This is a genomic window from Myroides sp., from assembly GCF_032073645.1.
In the GTDB taxonomy this organism is placed as follows: domain Bacteria; phylum Bacteroidota; class Bacteroidia; order Flavobacteriales; family Flavobacteriaceae; genus Flavobacterium; species Flavobacterium odoratimimum.
Map to the genome: position 1 here is coordinate 91,111 of NZ_DAMANB010000014.1, position 19,088 is coordinate 110,198.

Below are 19,088 nucleotides of genomic sequence, written 5' to 3' on the forward strand. Positions count from 1 at the left end.
AACTACTAATGCTACAGGTGGAGTAGAGTGGGCACTTAAAAGTGATATTAAACCAACAAAAGCTGATTTAACTACTGATGGTATTATCGTGGTAGGGGATGCTACAACAGGAACTCAGCTAGCCACAGGAGCACTTCTTGAAGGAGTAAATTTGTCGATTAAAAAAGAATCTATTGATAATGATAAGATAGCACCTAGTACTCTTACAATAGATAAATTAGCTACTGTTCCTGAGAAAAAGAATATGCATTTAGTAACAGATATAAATGGTAAACCACAATGGGAAACTTTGAAAGGTAGCGATATAAAAATTACTACTAAACCAATAGCGACCAATGAAACTGTTGAGGGACAAAGAGTTTATACTGTTAGAATTATAAATGGAGAAGTAGAAACCCCTCCAGGGACAAGCTTAACGTATAATTCAGAAATAAAGGCTATTCCATTGAGTAATATAGATTATTTATTAACAGCTCATATTTATGATAGTAGTAATAAATTATGAATTAATGGTGTAACTAATAGTAAAAATACATCTGTTAAATTCCGTTTTGGTAGTGGTAATTTTTATAACACTTTGCCAGTGGCTAAAAATTATATTGTTGTACTAAAATATGTATCTACAGAAATAGTTACTCCTTAAATATACAAGTAAGAGAAATAAAAAAAAGCAATAAGAAGAATTCTTCTTATTGCTTTTTTTATTTAGAAACAAATAGCAGGTAAGGGTTTAAAACAAATAATAGGATTTCATTTATCTCTATATGCATACCATTTATGGTATGATTTTTGGCTTTTTAATAGTAGATCTTTTTAAGATTTGATTAATCGTTAATATACCTAATCTGTGCTGTATCTATATTGATATTTGCTTAAATTAATACGATATGGGTATAAAAGTTTTAAAAATCAAATATTTTTAAAACTAAAAATTAGAAGTAGCTAAACGAAAGTTGATAGTTAAATTTTAAGATTTAATAAATTAATAAAAAAGTATTCTATAAACAGTGTAATTGTTGTTAATTATTAAAATCGAATCTTGTAACGATTGTGAAAACGATATTTAATTGCTGTAAAAATTGTTAATAATTGAGTACTTTTAGGCTAGTTTATAACAAAGAGATATGAAAAAAAAGGTAATTACTATTGGAGTTTTAATGATGAGTGGATTAGCTTTTTCACAAGTTGGTATTGGGATAAGAGCACCGCACAAATCAGCATTATTAGAGTTAAAAGCAGATGCAGGTGAGTATAGAGGGGTATTGATTCCGCGTATTCCTTTAAAAGACTTAACCGATAAATCACTTATAAACAAAGGGGATGTAGAGACTAGCTTATTGGTGTTTAATACAACAGAGAATAGTGTGGTTACTTCTGGGTTTTACTATTGGAAAGGAAAAGAATGGGTTAGATTAGTAAATAATCAGGACGTTATTGATAATATAGACAATTTTCCTCGAAATAAAGTATTAGGTGTTAAAGGGGATGACTTAGTATTAGAAGATACTAAAGGAGGAAAAGTGAACACTCCTATTAAAGACTTGAATATCATTACCACTATTAAGGAAGGTGCAAATGGTATATATACGTATACGAATGAGGCAGGTGTAGCACAGGTTATCGATGTGACAGGCAGTGTTATTAATAATATTACAGAGATACTGAAAGACGAACAAGTCGTTAATGAAATATATACTAATGTAGCTAATAATGGGAAGGCAGCTACTCCAGCAGATACTTCTATCAAGATCGATAATGGAGGGAAGGCTGTATTAAACCCAATGCAAGTCTCTGTAGCTGAGAAAGGTATTACACCTAATAAAATAGCACCTGGTGCAATAGGTACTTTTTTAATTACGGCTAAGAATGGAGATGTACAGTGGGTAAGTGCTACGGATGATTCTATAAAAGAAATCTTGTCACTGAACCAAGCAATTACGCTGTTAAAAGATAATGGTAATGGTACTTTGACATATTATAACGAAGCTTGTTTTGACAAAGACGGAAAATTTATAGAGGGATCTGTAGGAGAATCTTTTGATTCTAATACCCTACGTATCGAATCGACTAAAGATGGAAAGTATCTTTTCTTCGATGGAAGAAGTAAGGATATACCAGTGGCTACTATAGATGTGAAGCAGACTGTAGTAGAGAATATCACAGAGATATTAAAAGAGAATACTGTAAAAGAAGAAATATATAATACTGTAGCTGCACAAGGGAAAAAGGCAACAGGTGTAGATGCTGTGGATATCGTAGGAGGGGATAAGGCTGAGGTCTACTATACTATTGAAGGGGATAATCGAAGTAATGGAAAAAGAGGTAAGTCTCGTCCTACAGCTATTACTATTGATGGTATTGCTTGTGGAGCTATAGCTAATCCCCAAATTAGCACTAAAAGTAATCAATAATAATGATTTATAAAGAAATAAAATATAGAAGAAGGAAGCTTATAGTTTCCTTTTTTTATTGATAATAATATGCTCATTTGATATGCTTTGAGTCTGTTTTTGATCTTTATTATAAGCAATTATAGCCTCATAACTTTAAAGAGGTTATTTGACATGTAAAAGGATGTGGAATATTGATGAAAATCCTGCAAAATATTCTAAAAAAATGCCAATACTCTCTTCGATAAAAGCTTTTGAAACCTCTTGAATTATCAAATCTGTAAAAGTGCATATTAACAGTGAATTGGCTTAAAAAAACACCTTTTTGTGTGTTGATTTTTTTGTCTTGTAAATTATATTTGTGTACTTTTTATTTGTTAATGTATGGGTGATTTTGAATTAAATCCATTTTATGAGTTAATAATAGACGATTTAGTGAATCGTAAATACTCGGTGGTTGACTGTTTTTTTTCGGAAGAAGAGATCAACTTGTTAAGAGCAAATTTGCTTTTAAAACAAGACTTACACAGTTTTAAAAAAGCAGCTATAGGGCAGGCAAGTAGCGAACAAATAGTAGAAGAAATTAGAGGAGACTCTATCTTATGGTTAGATGAGAAAGAACCTGATGAAGTAGAGCAGATGTATTTCAATAAAGTGAATCACTTCTTAGAATATGTAAACAGAACTTGCTATCTAGGTATTCAAGAAGGAGAGTTTCACTATGCGTGTTATCCTCCAGGTACTTGTTATAAGCGTCATTTAGATATTTTCCAATCAGATAGCCGTAGAACGCTGTCTGTAGTGTTATATTTGAATGATCAAGAATGGACTCCAGCTTATGGCGGAGAGTTAGCACTTTACCTACAAGACGAACATGGAAATGAAAGAGAAGAGATTGTACATGCCTTACCAGGACGCCTTGTCGTGTTTGACAGTAAGAGTATAGAACACGAGGTGAAGATGGTAAATCATACTCGTTATAGCATTACAGGATGGTTAAAGACTAGATAAGTAAAAAGCCTTTATATGTTTTATCATATAAAGGCTTTTTCGATTTATAGAAATAATGAGTAAACTATTCTACTGCTGTATTTAATTTTTTCTCTTGCTTATCTTTGACTAGTTTCCACGAGTATAGTGTGATAAGTGGAACGATGATCCAGAATAAATCAATAAGCAGGATATCAGAATAACCTTTAACCCAACTTACCCATATCCAGTTACCTGTCATGACACCATTAAAGATAGGAATAGTAAGACCAATAATACTTCCGACTAATAAACAGTCTCTATTGGTTTTATAAATATTCTTTCTGATGCTTAATAAGATCGTGATAGCTAACCAAGTCCAGAAATAAAAGGAGTAAACAAAGTTTTGCCCTCCTGTTGGGTTTAGTTTTACTGCTATAAAAGCTAATGCCGTTACAGGATACATAGATAAGCAGATAGCCATATAGATATTTGCTAGCCAGAAGTTAAACTTGCGTTTGTGTTCAGGAACATTCTTTTTATCTCTGGCCACTAACCAGATCAGTACTCCAGATATAATGACTATACATCCAGCTATCCCTACTAAGAAGTAAACGATACGAGTCGCTAAACCTCCGAAAGAACCAAAGTGAAGTAAATAAACTAAGTTAGAGAATATATAACTATATCCAGGATTTTCATTAGGATTACTTATCTCTTCTACTTCTCCTGAATGAATGTGATATTTTATTTCTCCACGACTATTTAACTGTTTTTCATTATGCGCTCTACCACTGATGGCTACAGTCATACTTTCATCCCCATAATTAAGTATAGAGATATTAGAGATATATGGATCATCCCATTTTTCTACTGTTTGAAGAATATAGGCGTTTAGATCTATTTCTTTATCAATGGCTTTATGTTGGTATACGATCTCTTTAGCTCCTCTATCTTGTGTGGTATCACTGCTAAATTTGTCTGCATCACCACCATATCCTAATGCAATGATAGTAGCTGCGACTATTCGATAGTTTAATAAGAAATAAGCTCCCGTGATAGCAAAGATTAATTGGAAAGGAAAGGTAATAACACCTAATGCTGTATGTAGGTCAGTCCATACGGTTTTTAGCTTTTCCCAAGGTCTAAATACATAGAAGTTAGATACTATCTTTTGCCAGTGTACAAGTAAGCCTGTAATAAGTGCAAAAATGTAAATGAAAGAAACTAACCCAGCTACAAAGTAACCAAATGGAGAGATATGGATATTAACTAGACCATTTAATTGTGCTAAAAAGTGAAGTCTGTATAAGAATCCTCCTAAAGAATACGATTCTTCATATCCGTGTTTTTCTTCTGTAGCAGTGTCATATAGACCGAAGTCACGTTCTTTCGCTTTAGGTAACAAGGTGTCTTGTGAAGTAGAGATATTATAGCTCATGACTCTACTTCTATCATTCATTCGGAAGTAAATATTTCTACCCTGTAATCCTATTTGATTGTCTAATGAGTCTAATAAGGTATTGTAGTTGATAGATTGAACAGCTATTTTTTCTTGTGGTTTATTACTTTGCCAATTCGCTATTTCATTTTTAAAGAAAGAGAAAGAACCTGCGAAGAAGATAATGTATAGTAATACTGTAATAATAATCCCACTTATCGTATGTAGGTGGAAGTATTTATTATAATTTCTAATATTCATAATAGTGATGTGTCTTGTGTTTAGGTATGTATTGGAGCGATTAAATAAGGTGAATAAAAAACCAGTGTTAGCACGATATAGGCTAACCATATTTTATATCCGTTGCCAATGATAAAGGCCATAATGAATAAGATGGTCCATAATACATATCCTGTGACGAACATCGTTGTATAAATAGGATGAGAAGGGAAAAAGTACATTAGAAACATGTGAAATGTTGTACTTACTAAGAATCCTCCGAATAGACCTGCAGTTATCTTCAGTATACGTTGTATAATTGAACTTTCTAAATGCTTTTTATTTGCGGGCATAATTAAAATATTAGTAGTTCTAGAAATAATCCTAACCCTATAAAACTAACGATGTGTTTAGTCTTAAATGATAACATAGGATATAATGTTAGAATAGCAGAACCAATAAACATTAAGAAGATAAAGAACGTTAAGCTTCCTACTCCTAGACCTTCATAAATAGACTCTGTTGTTAAGGCTATTATTAATAGTGAGTAAGCGATAATCTTGGATAATTTAGTGTTTGACCTAATCCAGGTAGTTAATGTACATTTCTTCTCATATTTTACTTTCTGAGAAGTGTTATATAGCATAAAGAAAGCAAATGCTGTAATTGAAAATAATAAGGTATGCATTTTATTTAGATTGAGTATAAACAAATGTATGACATATTTTATAGTTTTCAATAACAAAATATTAAACTTTTTGATATGATAACGTTGTGTTGTTATTGATTGTTTATTAGGGGTTTAGTGTTTGGTTAACATGCATTATGAGAATTAAAAAGACTAATTGTATGGGCAATTAGTCTTAGTTGTTTTTATAATTAACACTTATTAAATGGTCTGAGTCTAAATTACTTTGTTTTGATAACCCCATTTCGATATAGGTTTAAGGCTTCTTGTAGAACATCTATTATAGCATCAATAGGTAAATCAGCATTGGCATCTATACTTAATGTTTTCATGCGCTTTCTACTTCCTATTTCTAATAAAGGATGTTCTATACGCATTCCTTCTACTATTAATAGATAAGGTGTTTTAGGTTCTTTAGTCAAAGCGAGAAAACAGAACATACGATTCTTATAGCTAAAACAAGGAGTCCCCCACTTTAACGACTCTGTGACATGATCATCTAACTGCAAGATAATGTTTCTTAATGCCTGTAAGCAACCTCTATTGGGTTCTTCTTGTCGTAAATAGTATTGTTCTGTTTCTTTCATAATTGTTATTTTATAGCTACATAAATGCTTACTTCAGCATCCTGTGGGTTCATGGATTTTTCGTCATATATTTCAAAATCAGCTGTGTATTTTCTATCCCACTGTTGTTCCCATATTTGAAACCACTCATTGATAACCAACCCTTTTGTTAGATCTCCAGTAGCAGTTATTTTATTATAAGTACTTGCTTCTATAGTATGCCCTGTCATTCCTTCTGGGATATTAGATAGGTCAGATACTTCACAGCCTATTATTGTAGTATAGGGCATCGTATGGTCCCCTTCATAATTCGTGTACATGGAGTAGACAGCAGTACATACTTTATTTGGTATACGGTTTAGCACATCTTCTTTCCAAAAGCGTTCCCATAGTAAGGGAATATCATTAGCTGCTTTGTTTTGTTCATTGGTAGTGCGTACTTCTATTCCGATGATGTGGAATTTCTTTAAGGTTACTTGATTCATAATACATGAGTTTAAGATTATGTAGCAAAGTTAGGTTCCCCTTATGACATAGGTATGTCAGGGGTGTTGTCTTGTGGGTAATATTTTTCTCTACACGCTTTTAAGTATTGCTCCATTGTGATTTGATGAGGTTCGAATGTTTGCAAGGTATCTTTTAAGTGTTGGATACAGTCTAGTCTAAAGGCTCTAAAGTCTAGTCTCAATCTACAGTAGGCTATTAATATCCAGTTGTCCTGTGTAGTATAGATAGCAAAGGGTTCTATGTCTCGCTGACTCTTTTGGTTTTCTAAAGACAAATAATCAATAACAAGCACCTGATGATTGACAATAGCAGTCTGTATTTGTATTAAGTAATCACTCGTCTGTGCTTTATCAGGATTATCTCTTACGATTATTCTTTGAGAGAGCAGATCAGCTTTATCTTTTTGGGTGTAGCGCAGTACAGCTTTTAGTTTGAGAATAGCATTTTGATATTGTTTGATTAGAGAAGCATCTTTATTCTTTAATATCAGTTGCTCAGCAGTGATAAGAGCATTCGCCTCTTCTTGTGTAAACATGACAGGAGGTAGAGCATACCCATCTACCAGAGAGTATCCTTTACCTTCTTCTGTATAAATTGGAATACCAGATTGTTCTAACGTTCTGATATCTCTATACACCGTACGTATACTTACATTGTGTTTTTCGGCTATCTCAGTAGCGGTTACGATACGCTTAGATTGTAACTGGGTCACTATAGCTGTTAATCGGTTTAGACGAGGTTTACTTTCTGACATAAGACTACAGAGAATTAGATTTATTGACAAAGATAACATTTCGATAAGCCCAGAATAAGAGATAGACATATAAATGAAAAGGAATTATACAAATAGGACTGAATTAATGATCAAAGCATATTATAGTGTGGTTTTAGAGCTAATGAAATAGATATGAAGTAGAATTGCTTTGTAATATTTGGTCAATGCTTAATCTAGGATAAGTATATTTACACCTTCTAAATATTCGCACTATGGCAGAACCAGTAGGAGTCTTTGCTCAAATACACCTAACAGAGGTTAATTATAAAGCATTTTTTAAAACCAAAGCAATCACTGTGATTAGTGAAGAGATGCACCAATGTATCCTTTATAATTGTCAAGATAACTATTGTTATCAGTACAATAAAAAGAAAGAAGAACTACTGTGTTTAGCTTTTTATAACCATGGTAATAGAGAGACTATCAGAGGAGATTTTTATCTAAGTATTCAGACCATTGCACCTTTTGCAAAAGAGGGAAGAACAGGTGTAATAGCACTGACATTAGATGCTTATAATTGGCAGGAAATAGAATGCTATGAGGTGTTAGTAGATAACCAATGGGAGGTGCAGGCCATCAGTGCTGTAGAGTTAGAAGCATTACGAGTTTTAGTCTTTAGTTGTTTAGAACACTTTGATCAGCCTTTTGCGCAGAAAGTGTTTGATTCAAAAATGGTAGATAGTAATGTAGTCAAAAAAATAGCTACACTACAAGAGAAGAACCGCTTGGCTAACTTAACCGTTTTTGCAAAAGAGGCAACGCCTTTAAACCCGATTCACTTATTCGGAGCTTTTTATTATAATGGCAAGGTGGTGTTTAGTTGTAAAGAGGGAGGGATAGTGTACCCTCAGATTGATTTAGCTACTTTTAAGCCAATGGTATATGGGGCTTGTGATCAAGAGCATGTTATTTTTAATGGCAAGTGTATCAAGACCAATCCTAAGAAGTTTAAAAGAGTAGCGAAGTATGAGACGGTCTATTATTTATCTGAAGAAGGAGTATTAGATGAGAAGGGCGAATGGATAGAGGGAAGCGATGCTACTACCTTTAAGCTGACAGAAGACTACTTAGCAGAAGACAGTATTCATCTGTACTATTGGGGACATGTAGTTTCTAAATCTTCTTTTTCAACTTACAGAGTGGAGAGTTATCCCTATCACACAGACTTTTTGATCACAGATACAGCAGTGTATTATACTCAATATAAGCTAGAGGTAGATGCTCAGAGCTTTCGTTTTTTAAAGAGGTTAGAAGGTTTAGCCTATTCTTATACTGGTTTTGTAGGAGAGGATAAGGAGGGGCTGTTTGTGTACTTGATAGAAGATAATAAAGGTCAAGTTATTCGTTCAACAGGATTGTCTATTGATCAATTGTTACAATTATTTCAAGATAAGTATGGCAATAAATATTGGCGAATGGAAGAGGATGAACGTATCTGCCTAGAGAAACCAAGTGCTGCATATTATAAGGAGTTTGCTAAAAAGTGTAAGACTCCATGGGTATTTTATCAAATAAAGGAATTGCGTGACTATGCTAAATTGATTGTTCAGAAATATGAGGATAAGAAGGACAAGGAAGAGTTAATTCCGTTTTGGAAGATCTATAGTCTAGTAGAACCTTATTTATGGATAGAAGCAGATAGTTATAAATATGTGATACTGATGTATTGTATAGAAGGAAAACAAGAACATGCATTAGATACTCTGAGAAAAGCGATTATGTATGGAGCATTTGATATGGAAGAGTTCTTTGACCATCCTTTATTAAGCACTATCCAAGAGCATGAGTACTTTTTAGAATTAAAGGAATATGCTACACAGAATAAGCCAATAGGCTATAAAATCCCAATGCAATTAGAGATTTTAGAGAAGCTCTTAGCTCTTCCTCAGTCGATGTATACAGATGGGACGATACTGTGGAAGTATCACTTATACGATAATGTCGATATAGAAGAAGCTATGCGTGAGCATCCACAGTTGACAGATTATTATACGCGTTATATCACTTTAAATACAGAATTGTTTAATCGATTCTTTAAGCGTTATAATCTGATAGATATGGATTATACTCCTTATGAAGAATATCACTGTATGCCGATAGAAGCTTCTATCATTATGCTTAAGTATTATATGCGTATGGCTGATATACCATCGGGAAGTGTAGCTTATTTTATCCCACAATTAATACAACGTATGGATAAGATAAAAGAGAGAATTCATCGATTAGCAGGAGAAGAACATACTCACTACCAAACAGTGTATAATAATAATGAAGTTGTTCAAATATTAGAGCAGTATTTCTAAAAGTAAACAAAGATTATGTTTCTTACTTTTTTGTTAGTAAATATATTAGATGAAAATATATAAAAAAATGAAGAAACTAATTGTTTTGTTAATGTTATTACTGCCATTGTTGATGACTGCGCAGAAAGAAAATGAGTACAAGAGTAGATTCTATATACAGACTAGTTTTTTAGGAGTAGATGCAGGAAGAGATTTTTTGATAGGTGAGAATATATTCGTTCAGACGGGTATGGGGATAGGCGCAGGTTATGATGTATGGAATAATAGTATGTCAGTTGTATTTACCTTTAAGAAGCCAATTCCTTATCTGAGAGGGGGACTAGATTGGTATTATAATAAGAATAAGAGAATAGAGAAGAATCGTACTTTAGACAATAATTCAGGTAATTATGTAGGGTTTCAAGCTAAGTATAGTTTTGGTACAGATAGTGAAGAATATATGAATTCCTTAAATAGTGTTCTAGTAAGTGAAGTACATTGGGGAATAAAACGCAAGTTAGTAGGACCAATGTATTATAAAGTACAGTTAGGTGTAGGACACTTTAATGATTATGATGCGAAGTGCTCAGAAGTATATCCTGTAGTAGGTGTGTTTTTAGGTGCTACGTTCTAAGAAATAATATAACGATACTTAAAAAGATAAGGCTGTTCAAAAAGGACAGCCTTATTTTTATTAAAGTATCTCATACTTTCCAGCAGAAGTTAATATCTTTTGTACTTCTTCTTTCGTCACTTCAGGAGTTTTAACCTCTATACTATGTGTATCTAGAGTGACTGTAGCTTCTATATTAGGGTACTTTTTTAGTTCTTCTTGAATCTTTCCGACACAACTACTGCATCCCATTCCTTTAATTTGATATACTGTTGCCATTTCTTTTTTGTTTAATAATTTATATTACAAATGTAGGATAGTGTGTCATTATCGTTGTTATACGATTTTAAGGAGTTGTTATATAATTCTTTTAAAGAGTAAGATGAAGTCTTTTTTTTCATCTATGTGATGATCCGTATTCTTTGCTTATGAAGAAATAAAGGAATCCTTTTTTTGTTTTCAAGTCTTTTTTTGTCTTTAAATCAAGGAAAATAAACTTTTAAAATCTGTTTTTTTTCTAAATCAGGAGGATATAAGTCTATTTAGGGGATTATTTTAAAAAAACATAGATACTTTTTTTAAATAGGTTTTATTGTAAAGTGCTGATATTTACGTTGTTATTTGTTTTCGACTTTTTTTTAGCCAATATGGATATTGCCTTAACCCCAGTAAAATAGGGCACTTGACTAGAATCCCTCGACAATTCATGGAGAATACCCCCATACATAGTGGAGCAGAGAAGATGTTTGTCGAACAATGCTTCTTCTATTCTCCATGTATTCTCCTTCTAATAATGTACATGCTAAAATAAAGAAGGGTATAGTACATACGAGTGAATATGTCTATGAAAAAGAGTCATTATAACGAGGGATGAGTTGAGTAGATAATATTTAAGAAATTATCTCCGATGGGGATTAGAAGAGGTATTCTATTTATAGAAAATAAGCAGTAAAACAGAACTCAATATACTCATCCATAAAGGTGATAAGTCCTGCTTACTGCTTAGTTAAAGATTTGTCTAATGAAGAAATATTATCTGTAAGATTACGGATTAGGATATCTTACTAAAAGCGTCTTCACACTGTAATACCATAGTGTCTATAATAGGTATTTTAATATCAAGTGAATTAAATACTAAAGGCAATTCTGTACAACCCAGAATCACTCCTTCTACAGAGGAATAATTTTCTATTAATGTCATAAAGAATGAACGCATCTCTTCTGTGATGGCTCCTGTAGCGAGTATAGATTGGAATTGACCTATTTGGGCTATTTCTTCAGTGTTAGGAATGATTACTTCTATCCCTGCTTGCTGTAAAGGAGATTTAAAATAATCATCTTCCATCATGAAGGGTGTACCTAGCAGAATTACTTTCTTCATATTATGCGTTAGTATATGTTTTTTGGTCAGTTCTATACTGTGTGAGATTGGAATATTAGTTAGTATTTCCTGTTTGATCTCATCATAAGCTTTGTGTAAGGTGTTGTTTGCTATCAAGAAACAATCTGGTTGTAGCGATAGTAGGATTTCGATTTCGTGTTTTAAGATATTAGGTACTTCATCCCATTGATTAGCATATCTAGTTTTGATATTGTGATAATCTATACTGTATAAGAGGATAGGGCATGAGTGATATCCACCCCATTTTTCATTTGCCATTTTGTTTAATAGCGTGTAGTATAACGCTGTAGAAGGGTATGCTGTACCACCTAGTATTCCTATTCGTTTCATTGAGTTTGTTTTTTAGTTTTATGGATTGACTTTGTCTAAAAAGGACAGTCAAATATAGGTATAAGTCAGATTTTATCTCTGTGTAAATAGTATAAAATACCCATATTAATTCATTAATTTTGTTGTTTAGGGAAAGAGGAGATGTTAAGAGAGAATTACTTCTATGATAAAAAAGAGATGATATGTTTGACTTTAGATTAAAGGTGTTTTATACAGTAGCGAAGAGAGGGAGCTTCACGAAGGCTTCTAAGGAATTGTTGATTTCTCAGCCTGCTGTGACGAAGCATATCCAAGAGATAGAGGCTAGCTATCAGACTAAACTTTTTGTACGTGACGGGATGAAGATACACTTGACAGAAGCAGGTGAACTACTCTATACGTATGCAGAAGAGATATTCTCTATCTATCGCAATCTTGAGTTCGATATACACGCACTGAATGCTAAAATGGACGGAAGCCTTAGAGTAGGAGCGAGTACTACTATATCACAGTATGTATTACCTCCCTTATTAGCAGAGTTTAGAAAGAAGGTAAATGATCTGCATCTAGACGTAGTATCTGATAATACGAATGCTATCGAGAATCTTCTGCTGAACAAAACAATAGATGTAGGTCTAGTAGAAGGGTATTCTAAAAATCCTCAGATAAAGTATATTGACTTTATCAAAGACGAAATCGTCTTGGTGTGTAGTAGCAATAATGAATTAGCCAAAAGAGGAAGTATTAAACCTCAAGAGCTAAAGGAGTTGTCTTTTTTATTAAGAGAAACGGGGTCAGGGACACTAGATGTCGTGGATACTACACTTAAAGAGATCGGTATAACTTTAAGTGATTTGACTAATGAAATGAACTTCTCTAGTACAGAGAGTATTAAGATGTATTTAATGCACTCAGATAGTGTTGCATTCTTATCCGTACACGCTATTCTAAAAGAGTTGAGGTATAATGAGTTGAGCATTGTAGATATAGAGGGATTAGATATCAGTAGAACTTTCTCTTTAATACAGCGTCAAGGACAAGAAAGCGCTTTGGTAGAACTGTTCATTCGCTTTGTACAGAATCATAACTTAAAGTTATAGGTTATAACAATTATGTATTTTCTTTTCCTTAGTGTATGAAGGAAATTTGTATCTGTAAATAATGATACAAATGACAACAGAAAATAACACTCGTGAGACAATAGGTAAAGTGCTTCTAGTAGGACTCGCTTTGCTTAGTTTATTTCCATTTATTTCATCCGCAGTAGCACTAGTGATAGGGATAGTATATGCACAGCTATTTGAGAACCCGTATGCAAAACAGACTAAGAAGGCAACAGGGCTATTGTTAAAAGTAGCTGTGATAGGGCTTGGTTTTGGTATGAATGTGTATAGCGCAATATCTGCAGGTAAGGATGGTTTTATACTTACTATCTTCTCTATCTTTTTGACTCTAGCACTAGGATTCTTATTAGGAAAAGTGTTGAAAATAGACAAAAAAATATCGTATTTGGTTTCTTCAGGTACTGCAATCTGTGGAGGTAGTGCTATCGCTGCGGTTTCTCCTGTTATTAAAGCAGATGAGAAGCAGATATCAGTAGCTTTAGGAATCGTGTTTATCTTAAACTCTGTAGCTTTAATTATATTTCCGCCTATAGGACATGCCTTAGGATTAAGTCAAGTAGATTTCGGGCTATGGTCTGCTATTGCGATACACGATACGAGTTCGGTAGTAGGAGCTGCGGCTAAGTATGGTGACCAAGCTCTAGAAGTAGCTACTACTGTGAAGCTAGCTCGTGCATTATGGGTGATCCCTGTAGCATTCTTATCTATGGTATTCTTTAACAATAAAGGAGGTAAAGTGAAGTTGCCTTACTTTATCGGGTTATTCGTATTAGCAATGCTAGCGAACTCTTATATCCCAGCAGTACAGTCTATCGGACCATATATCGTAGAAGCTTCTAAAGCAGCATTGACCTTGACCTTATTCTTAATCGGTACATCTTTATCTTATCGCACCGTGAAATCTGTAGGATTTAAACCTCTATTAGAAGGAGTAGGACTGTGGATATTTATCTCTGTGACTTCACTGCTTTATATTATGTATGTGAATTAAAATAGATAGGAAACAATGTGTTTAAATTGAAAATCACACTAAATTGGACAAAAGAAATTATCTTTATAGTTTATCAGCAATAAATAGTTAACACTTATCATGAATATAAGTACGTATATCGCTTACTACACTAAAGGGTTAAAAGATAGATTAGAAGTAGTAAGACCTACTATGATAGATAGTTTATGTAGTTTATTTGTAAGGGAATATATACCTTTAGTTGATCCATGTACTGTTAGAGATGTAGATACATTTTATTTTGAATATGACTATGAAACACTTGATATTGTAGTTTGGGCAGAGGATAAGGCAGAGCAAGTTATTTCAAGTATATCAATGGGTATTCCAGAGAACTTAAGTGATAATTTGTTTCCAAGAGAATTGTACTTTTCTTTACACGATTTAGAAGAATCATGGACAGAGACTGAAGATGGAGAAGAAATGTATGACGAGTTAATGCAAACTCTATCTGAGCAACAAGAACGAATACTTGAATTTTGGTTTACTCAATGTTGGTTAGAGGCAAAGACTAAAACAGGTGTATCAATAAAAGGTAAGTTTAGCATACACGATACAACTTATAGAACAGAGCTTCCATAATGAAAAGGAGAAACTCTCAAATAATAAAAAGGGCTTTCAAATACATTGAAAGCCCTTTTAAGGTTTTTATTATACTTGAATAACTCCTAAGTTAAACGGTTTTTCGATAGGAGCGTGATTTGCAGCTTCAATACCCATAGAGATCCACTTACGCGTATCTAATGGATCGATAATAGCATCTGTCCATAGACGAGCTGCTGCGTAATAAGGCGAAACTTGATTGTCGTATCTCGCTTTAATTTTATTGAATAATTCTTCTTCTTGTTCTTTAGTTAGTTCTTCCCCTTTTGCTTTAAGAGATGAAGCTTCTATTTGTAATAATACTTTTGCTGCCTGAGCACCTCCCATTACAGCAAGCTCAGCACTAGGCCATGCAAAGATAAGTCTAGGGTCATAAGCCTTACCACACATCGCATAGTTACCTGCTCCATAAGAGTTTCCTACTACTACAGTGAATTTAGGTACTACAGAGTTAGATACAGCATTAACCATCTTAGCACCATCTTTAATAATACCTCCGTGCTCAGACTTAGACCCTACCATAAATCCTGTTACATCTTGTAAGAATACTAGTGGTATTTTCTTTTGATTACAGTTCGCTATAAAACGAGTAGCTTTATCTGCAGAGTCAGAGTATATCACTCCTCCGAATTGCATTTCGCCTTTTTTAGTTTTTACTACTTTGCGTTGGTTCGCTACGATACCTACAGCCCATCCATCGATACGAGCGTATCCTGTGATGATCGATTGTCCGTACCCTTCTTTGTACTCTTCGAATTCTGAGTTATCTACTAGACGTTTGATAATCTCCATCATATCGTACTGCTCATTACGAGCCTTTGGTAAGATACCATAGATGTCTTCTTGAGCTAAAGTAGGTTTGGCAGCTTTGATACGGTTATATCCTGCTTTGTCAAAGTCTCCTATTTTATCAATGATATTTTTGATTGTGTCAAGGGCATCTTTGTCATCTTTAGCTTTATAATCAGTTACACCTGATATTTCGCAGTGCGTAGTTGCTCCACCTAAAGTTTCGTTGTCAATGCTCTCTCCGATAGCTGCTTTTACTAAATAACTACCTGCTAAGAAGATACTTCCTGTCTTGTCTACGATAAGTGCTTCATCACTCATAATAGGAAGGTAAGCACCACCGGCTACACAGCTACCCATGACAGCAGCTATCTGTGTGATACCCATACTGCTCATGACAGCATTATTTCTGAATATACGTCCGAAGTGTTCTTTATCAGGGAAGATTTCGTCTTGTAGAGGTAGATAAACACCTGCACTGTCTACTAGGTAGATGATAGGTAGTTTATTTTCTATTGCTATTTCTTGGGCTCTTAGATTCTTTTTTCCTGTAATCGGGAACCAAGCACCTGCTTTTACAGTAGCGTCATTTGCTACTACGATACACTGTTTTCCTTTTACATAACCTATTTTAACCACTACACCTCCAGAAGGACATCCTCCATGCTCTTCATACATCCCGTCTCCTGCGAAGGCACCGATCTCTATACTATTGGTCTTATCATCTAGTAAATAGTCGATACGTTCTCTAGCAGTCATTTTGCCTTGCTCGTGTAGTTTAGCTATTCTTTTTTCGCCACCACCTTGTTTTACTTTTACTAATTTTCTTTTTAAATCAGAAAGCAAAAGCTTATTGTGGTCTTCGTTTTTATTGAAGTTTATATCCATAGTTTGTTGGGTTGATTCACTGTTGTCTGTGGTTTAGTATAAGTTATATTTAGAGAGTAAATAGTGTACTAATCCTTGATCGTTTTCGCTAAAATACAAAATATACTAGAATTTTGACTATCCAAAAATGAGGAGATGCGATTTTTAGCATGATACCTATTTTCTTTTGTTCATTTTATTAATATTTATAATGACAGTTGTTGAAGTAAAAGGAGGTTTAGATTCAGGAGAATAGTTGATAAATGTGTATAATTTGGTGATTTATAAAAGTGTAGTTCTGTAGATTGATGAGTAAGATATAATAATGAAATGAAGAGGGATAAAAGTGAGTTAGGTAATGAGGTTATAGTATTGTCTTCTTTTAAAATTATATATCAGGAATGGTGAATAATGAGATAAAAAGAAGTGAGGGTGTGATGAATTATAATTAATGAGGGTAATTGTCGTCGCTAAATAAGAATATAAGGGGGAAAGTGTACTTTTATTACATAACATTAAATTAATATAGGGAAATAGGTTTATATTTGTAATTCAGATAGTTATGTTTTTATCGTAAAGTAATAGTATTAATAAAGTCGTAAAAATTAACGTTAAGGAAACATTGAGCTAACTTAAAAGGTTTACTTTTGCGCCCGATTATTATCATTTATAAGATGTCATTAAACAATATTTTTCAGTTTTTAGTGCCTAAGGATAAAGTGTTTTATCCATTATTTGAAAAGGCAGCAGGTAAGATTAAGAAAATTTCAGAAACTTTAAACGAAGCAGTAAATGCTCCAGCTAAAGAAAGAGATCAGTTATTAAAGAATGTAGAAGTATTAAAACAAGAGATAGAAGCAATCGCTCAAACTACACGTGTAGAACTTGGAAAAAACTTCATCACACCTTTTGACCGTGAGGATATCCACAATTTGATTACAGCTGTAGATGATATAGCGGATCACTTATCGGATGCTGCATCTCGTATGAGATTATATCAAATCGATAAAGTAACAAAACCTTTGCGCAAATTAACTGAGGCTAATTTAGAAGCTTGTAGTGAAGTGGCTAAGGGGCTTTTAATCTTAAAAGACAATAAAAATTTTACAGCATTAGCAGAAATCAGTAAAAATATCTCTCGTTTAGAGCGTAAAGCAGATAAAGTATTTGATAAAGCTGTTGCGGACATCTTTGAGAATGAAAGCAATGCTATTGAGATTATTAAATATAAAGAGGTAATGATGGCTCTAGAAACAGCAACAGATAGTTGTAAAGACGTTGCTAATGTACTTGAGACAATTACAGTAAAATACGCTTAATTAATCAGAAACATTATTTATGGATTTTTTCTTAGGAATGTTTACTAATCAAGCTGGTATTATGCTGATGATCATTATCGTCTTAGCATTAGGGTTTGATTATATTAACGGTTTTCACGATGCAGCAAACTCTATTGCGACCATTGTGACTACAAAGGTGTTGACACCATTCCAAGCTGTATTATGGGCAGCAGCATTTAACTTTGCTGCTTATTTTATCTCTCTTTATATTATTGGAGAGTTTAAAATTGGTAATACGATAGCCAAGTCAGTGAATGAAAACTTTATTAGTTTAGAGGTGATATTCGCTGGATTAGTAGCTGCTATTATTTGGAACTTATTGACTTGGAAGTTGGGTATTCCTTCTTCTTCTTCGCATACTTTAATTGGAGGATTTATTGGAGCAGCAGTAGCTCATGCAGGTGGTTTTGCACCTGGAGGAGAGGATGTTATTGTATATTCTAAAGTAATTCCAATTTTCTTATTTATCTTCGGAGCTCCGTTTTTAGGTATGATATTAGCCTATTTTATAACGGTGGGTATTATGTGGATTTGTAGAAATGGTAATTCTCATAAATGTGATACATGGTTTAAACGTTTGCAGTTAGTGTCATCTGCAATGTTCTCTTTAGGACATGGTGGTAACGATGCTCAGAAAGTAATGGGTATTATCGGTGCAGCTGTTATCTTCTATCATGTTAATATAGATATGGATGAAGCTTATCTAGTGGATGGAGTAGATACATTTAAAGTATTCGTAGAGCACTGGTGGTGGGTTCCGTTAGCATCATTTATATTCATTGGTCTAGGTACTTTATCAGGAGGATGGAAGATCGTGAAGACTATGGGATCTAAGATTACTAAAGTAACTCCATTAGAAGGGGTGGCTGCTGAGACAGCTGGTGCTGTTGCGTTATATGTGACTGAGCATTTAGGTATCCCAGTATCGACTACGCATACGATCACAGGTTCTATCATCGGGGTAGGAGTTACTAAACGTATCTCTGCTGTTAGATGGGGAGTGACTATTAACCTATTATGGGCTTGGATATTAACTATACCTGTATCAGCTATTATAGCAATGGTAGTATATTATTTGATTACATTCTTTATGTAAGCATATAGTTTAAAAGATATATAGAGTGGTACAGCGATGTGCCACTTTTTTTTCTGAAAGTCTATAGGTATTATTAATCATCAGACAATAAAGTATTAA

18 protein-coding genes and 1 pseudogene are annotated in these 19,088 nt (G+C 33.6%); 10 read left to right on the forward strand and 9 right to left on the reverse strand.

All coding sequences use genetic code 11. From position 1 onward, the window contains the following. The 3 genes and pseudogenes from RT228_RS11480 to RT228_RS11490 all read left to right on the forward strand — a co-directional run. A pseudogene (locus RT228_RS11480) lies at positions 1–505 on the forward strand (hypothetical protein); the annotation flags it as partial. Between the two features lie 619 nt (positions 506–1,124). Next, positions 1,125–2,411, forward strand: a complete 1,287-nt coding sequence (locus tag RT228_RS11485; protein ID WP_006258609.1) for a hypothetical protein — start codon at positions 1,125–1,127, stop codon at positions 2,409–2,411. A 363-nt stretch (positions 2,412–2,774) separates the two neighbouring features. Beyond that, positions 2,775–3,401 carry a 2OG-Fe(II) oxygenase gene (locus RT228_RS11490; RefSeq protein ID WP_006258608.1) on the forward strand — a complete coding sequence of 209 codons (627 nt, stop codon included), beginning with the start codon at positions 2,775–2,777 and terminating at the stop codon, positions 3,399–3,401. A gap of 64 nt (positions 3,402–3,465) precedes the next feature. Here the strand turns inward: RT228_RS11490 and RT228_RS11495 are convergent, their stop codons facing one another. The 6 genes from RT228_RS11495 to RT228_RS11520 form a co-directional block, all read right to left on the reverse strand. Next, entirely contained in the window at positions 3,466–5,061 is a 1,596-nt protein-coding gene (locus tag RT228_RS11495; RefSeq protein WP_006258607.1) for a PepSY-associated TM helix domain-containing protein, read from the reverse strand. Positions 5,062–5,081: 20 nt separating this feature from the next. After that, a complete protein-coding gene (locus RT228_RS11500) occupies positions 5,082–5,372 on the reverse strand; it encodes a hypothetical protein (RefSeq protein WP_006258606.1) in 291 nt (96 codons plus the stop codon). A 2-nt stretch (positions 5,373–5,374) separates the two neighbouring features. Next, entirely contained in the window at positions 5,375–5,707 is a 333-nt protein-coding gene (locus tag RT228_RS11505; protein WP_225581760.1) for a hypothetical protein, read from the reverse strand. A 221-nt stretch (positions 5,708–5,928) separates the two neighbouring features. Next, entirely contained in the window at positions 5,929–6,294 is a 366-nt protein-coding gene (locus tag RT228_RS11510) for a DUF1801 domain-containing protein (RefSeq protein WP_006258604.1), read from the reverse strand. Between the two features lie 5 nt (positions 6,295–6,299). Further along, on the reverse strand, positions 6,300–6,758 hold the full coding sequence (locus RT228_RS11515; RefSeq protein ID WP_006258603.1) for a GyrI-like domain-containing protein: 459 nt from the start codon (positions 6,756–6,758) through the stop codon (positions 6,300–6,302). Between the two features lie 41 nt (positions 6,759–6,799). Next, positions 6,800–7,534: a helix-turn-helix transcriptional regulator gene (locus RT228_RS11520; protein ID WP_006258602.1), complete on the reverse strand. Its 735-nt coding sequence runs from the start codon at positions 7,532–7,534 to the stop codon at positions 6,800–6,802. Between the two features lie 233 nt (positions 7,535–7,767). On the opposite strand from RT228_RS11520, the gene RT228_RS11525 reads away from it, so the two are divergent. Next, positions 7,768–9,858 (forward strand): hypothetical protein, encoded by a 2,091-nt coding sequence (locus tag RT228_RS11525; protein WP_259637878.1) that lies wholly within the window; start codon positions 7,768–7,770, stop codon positions 9,856–9,858. Between the two features lie 67 nt (positions 9,859–9,925). Continuing rightward, complete coding sequence (locus RT228_RS11530) at positions 9,926–10,471, forward strand: hypothetical protein (protein WP_225581761.1); 546 nt, start codon at positions 9,926–9,928, stop codon at positions 10,469–10,471. 60 nt (positions 10,472–10,531) lie between these two features. On the opposite strand, the gene RT228_RS11535 is transcribed toward RT228_RS11530, so the two are convergent. Together RT228_RS11535 and RT228_RS11540 are read right to left on the reverse strand one after the other, a co-directional pair. Then, positions 10,532–10,729: a heavy-metal-associated domain-containing protein gene (locus RT228_RS11535; RefSeq protein ID WP_006258599.1), complete on the reverse strand. Its 198-nt coding sequence runs from the start codon at positions 10,727–10,729 to the stop codon at positions 10,532–10,534. A gap of 772 nt (positions 10,730–11,501) precedes the next feature. Then, a complete protein-coding gene (locus RT228_RS11540) occupies positions 11,502–12,182 on the reverse strand; it encodes an aspartate/glutamate racemase family protein (protein ID WP_058699670.1) in 681 nt (226 codons plus the stop codon). Positions 12,183–12,364: 182 nt separating this feature from the next. Between RT228_RS11540 and RT228_RS11545 the strand changes: the two genes are divergently transcribed. The 3 genes from RT228_RS11545 (at position 12,365) to RT228_RS11555 (ending at position 14,876) form a co-directional block, all read left to right on the forward strand. Beyond that, on the forward strand, positions 12,365–13,261 hold the full coding sequence (locus RT228_RS11545) for a LysR family transcriptional regulator (RefSeq protein ID WP_006258597.1): 897 nt from the start codon (positions 12,365–12,367) through the stop codon (positions 13,259–13,261). 70 nt (positions 13,262–13,331) lie between these two features. Beyond that, positions 13,332–14,276: a YeiH family protein gene (locus RT228_RS11550; RefSeq protein ID WP_006258596.1), complete on the forward strand. Its 945-nt coding sequence runs from the start codon at positions 13,332–13,334 to the stop codon at positions 14,274–14,276. Between the two features lie 99 nt (positions 14,277–14,375). Next, positions 14,376–14,876, forward strand: coding sequence for a hypothetical protein (locus RT228_RS11555; protein WP_006258595.1), 501 nt, complete (start codon positions 14,376–14,378; stop codon positions 14,874–14,876). Positions 14,877–14,945: 69 nt separating this feature from the next. Here the strand turns inward: RT228_RS11555 and RT228_RS11560 are convergent, their stop codons facing one another. Beyond that, the gene (locus RT228_RS11560; RefSeq protein ID WP_006258594.1) at positions 14,946–16,574 is read right to left on the reverse strand and encodes an acyl-CoA carboxylase subunit beta; all 1,629 of its coding nucleotides are present in this window, start codon (positions 16,572–16,574) and stop codon (positions 14,946–14,948) included. A gap of 653 nt (positions 16,575–17,227) precedes the next feature. On the opposite strand from RT228_RS11560, the gene RT228_RS11565 reads away from it, so the two are divergent. Continuing rightward, positions 17,228–17,872 carry a DUF47 domain-containing protein gene (locus RT228_RS11565; RefSeq protein ID WP_029988676.1) on the forward strand — a complete coding sequence of 215 codons (645 nt, stop codon included), beginning with the start codon at positions 17,228–17,230 and terminating at the stop codon, positions 17,870–17,872. A 19-nt stretch (positions 17,873–17,891) separates the two neighbouring features. Then, entirely contained in the window at positions 17,892–18,989 is a 1,098-nt protein-coding gene (locus RT228_RS11570) for an inorganic phosphate transporter (protein ID WP_006258592.1), read from the forward strand. Positions 18,990–19,088 lie beyond the last annotated feature (99 nt).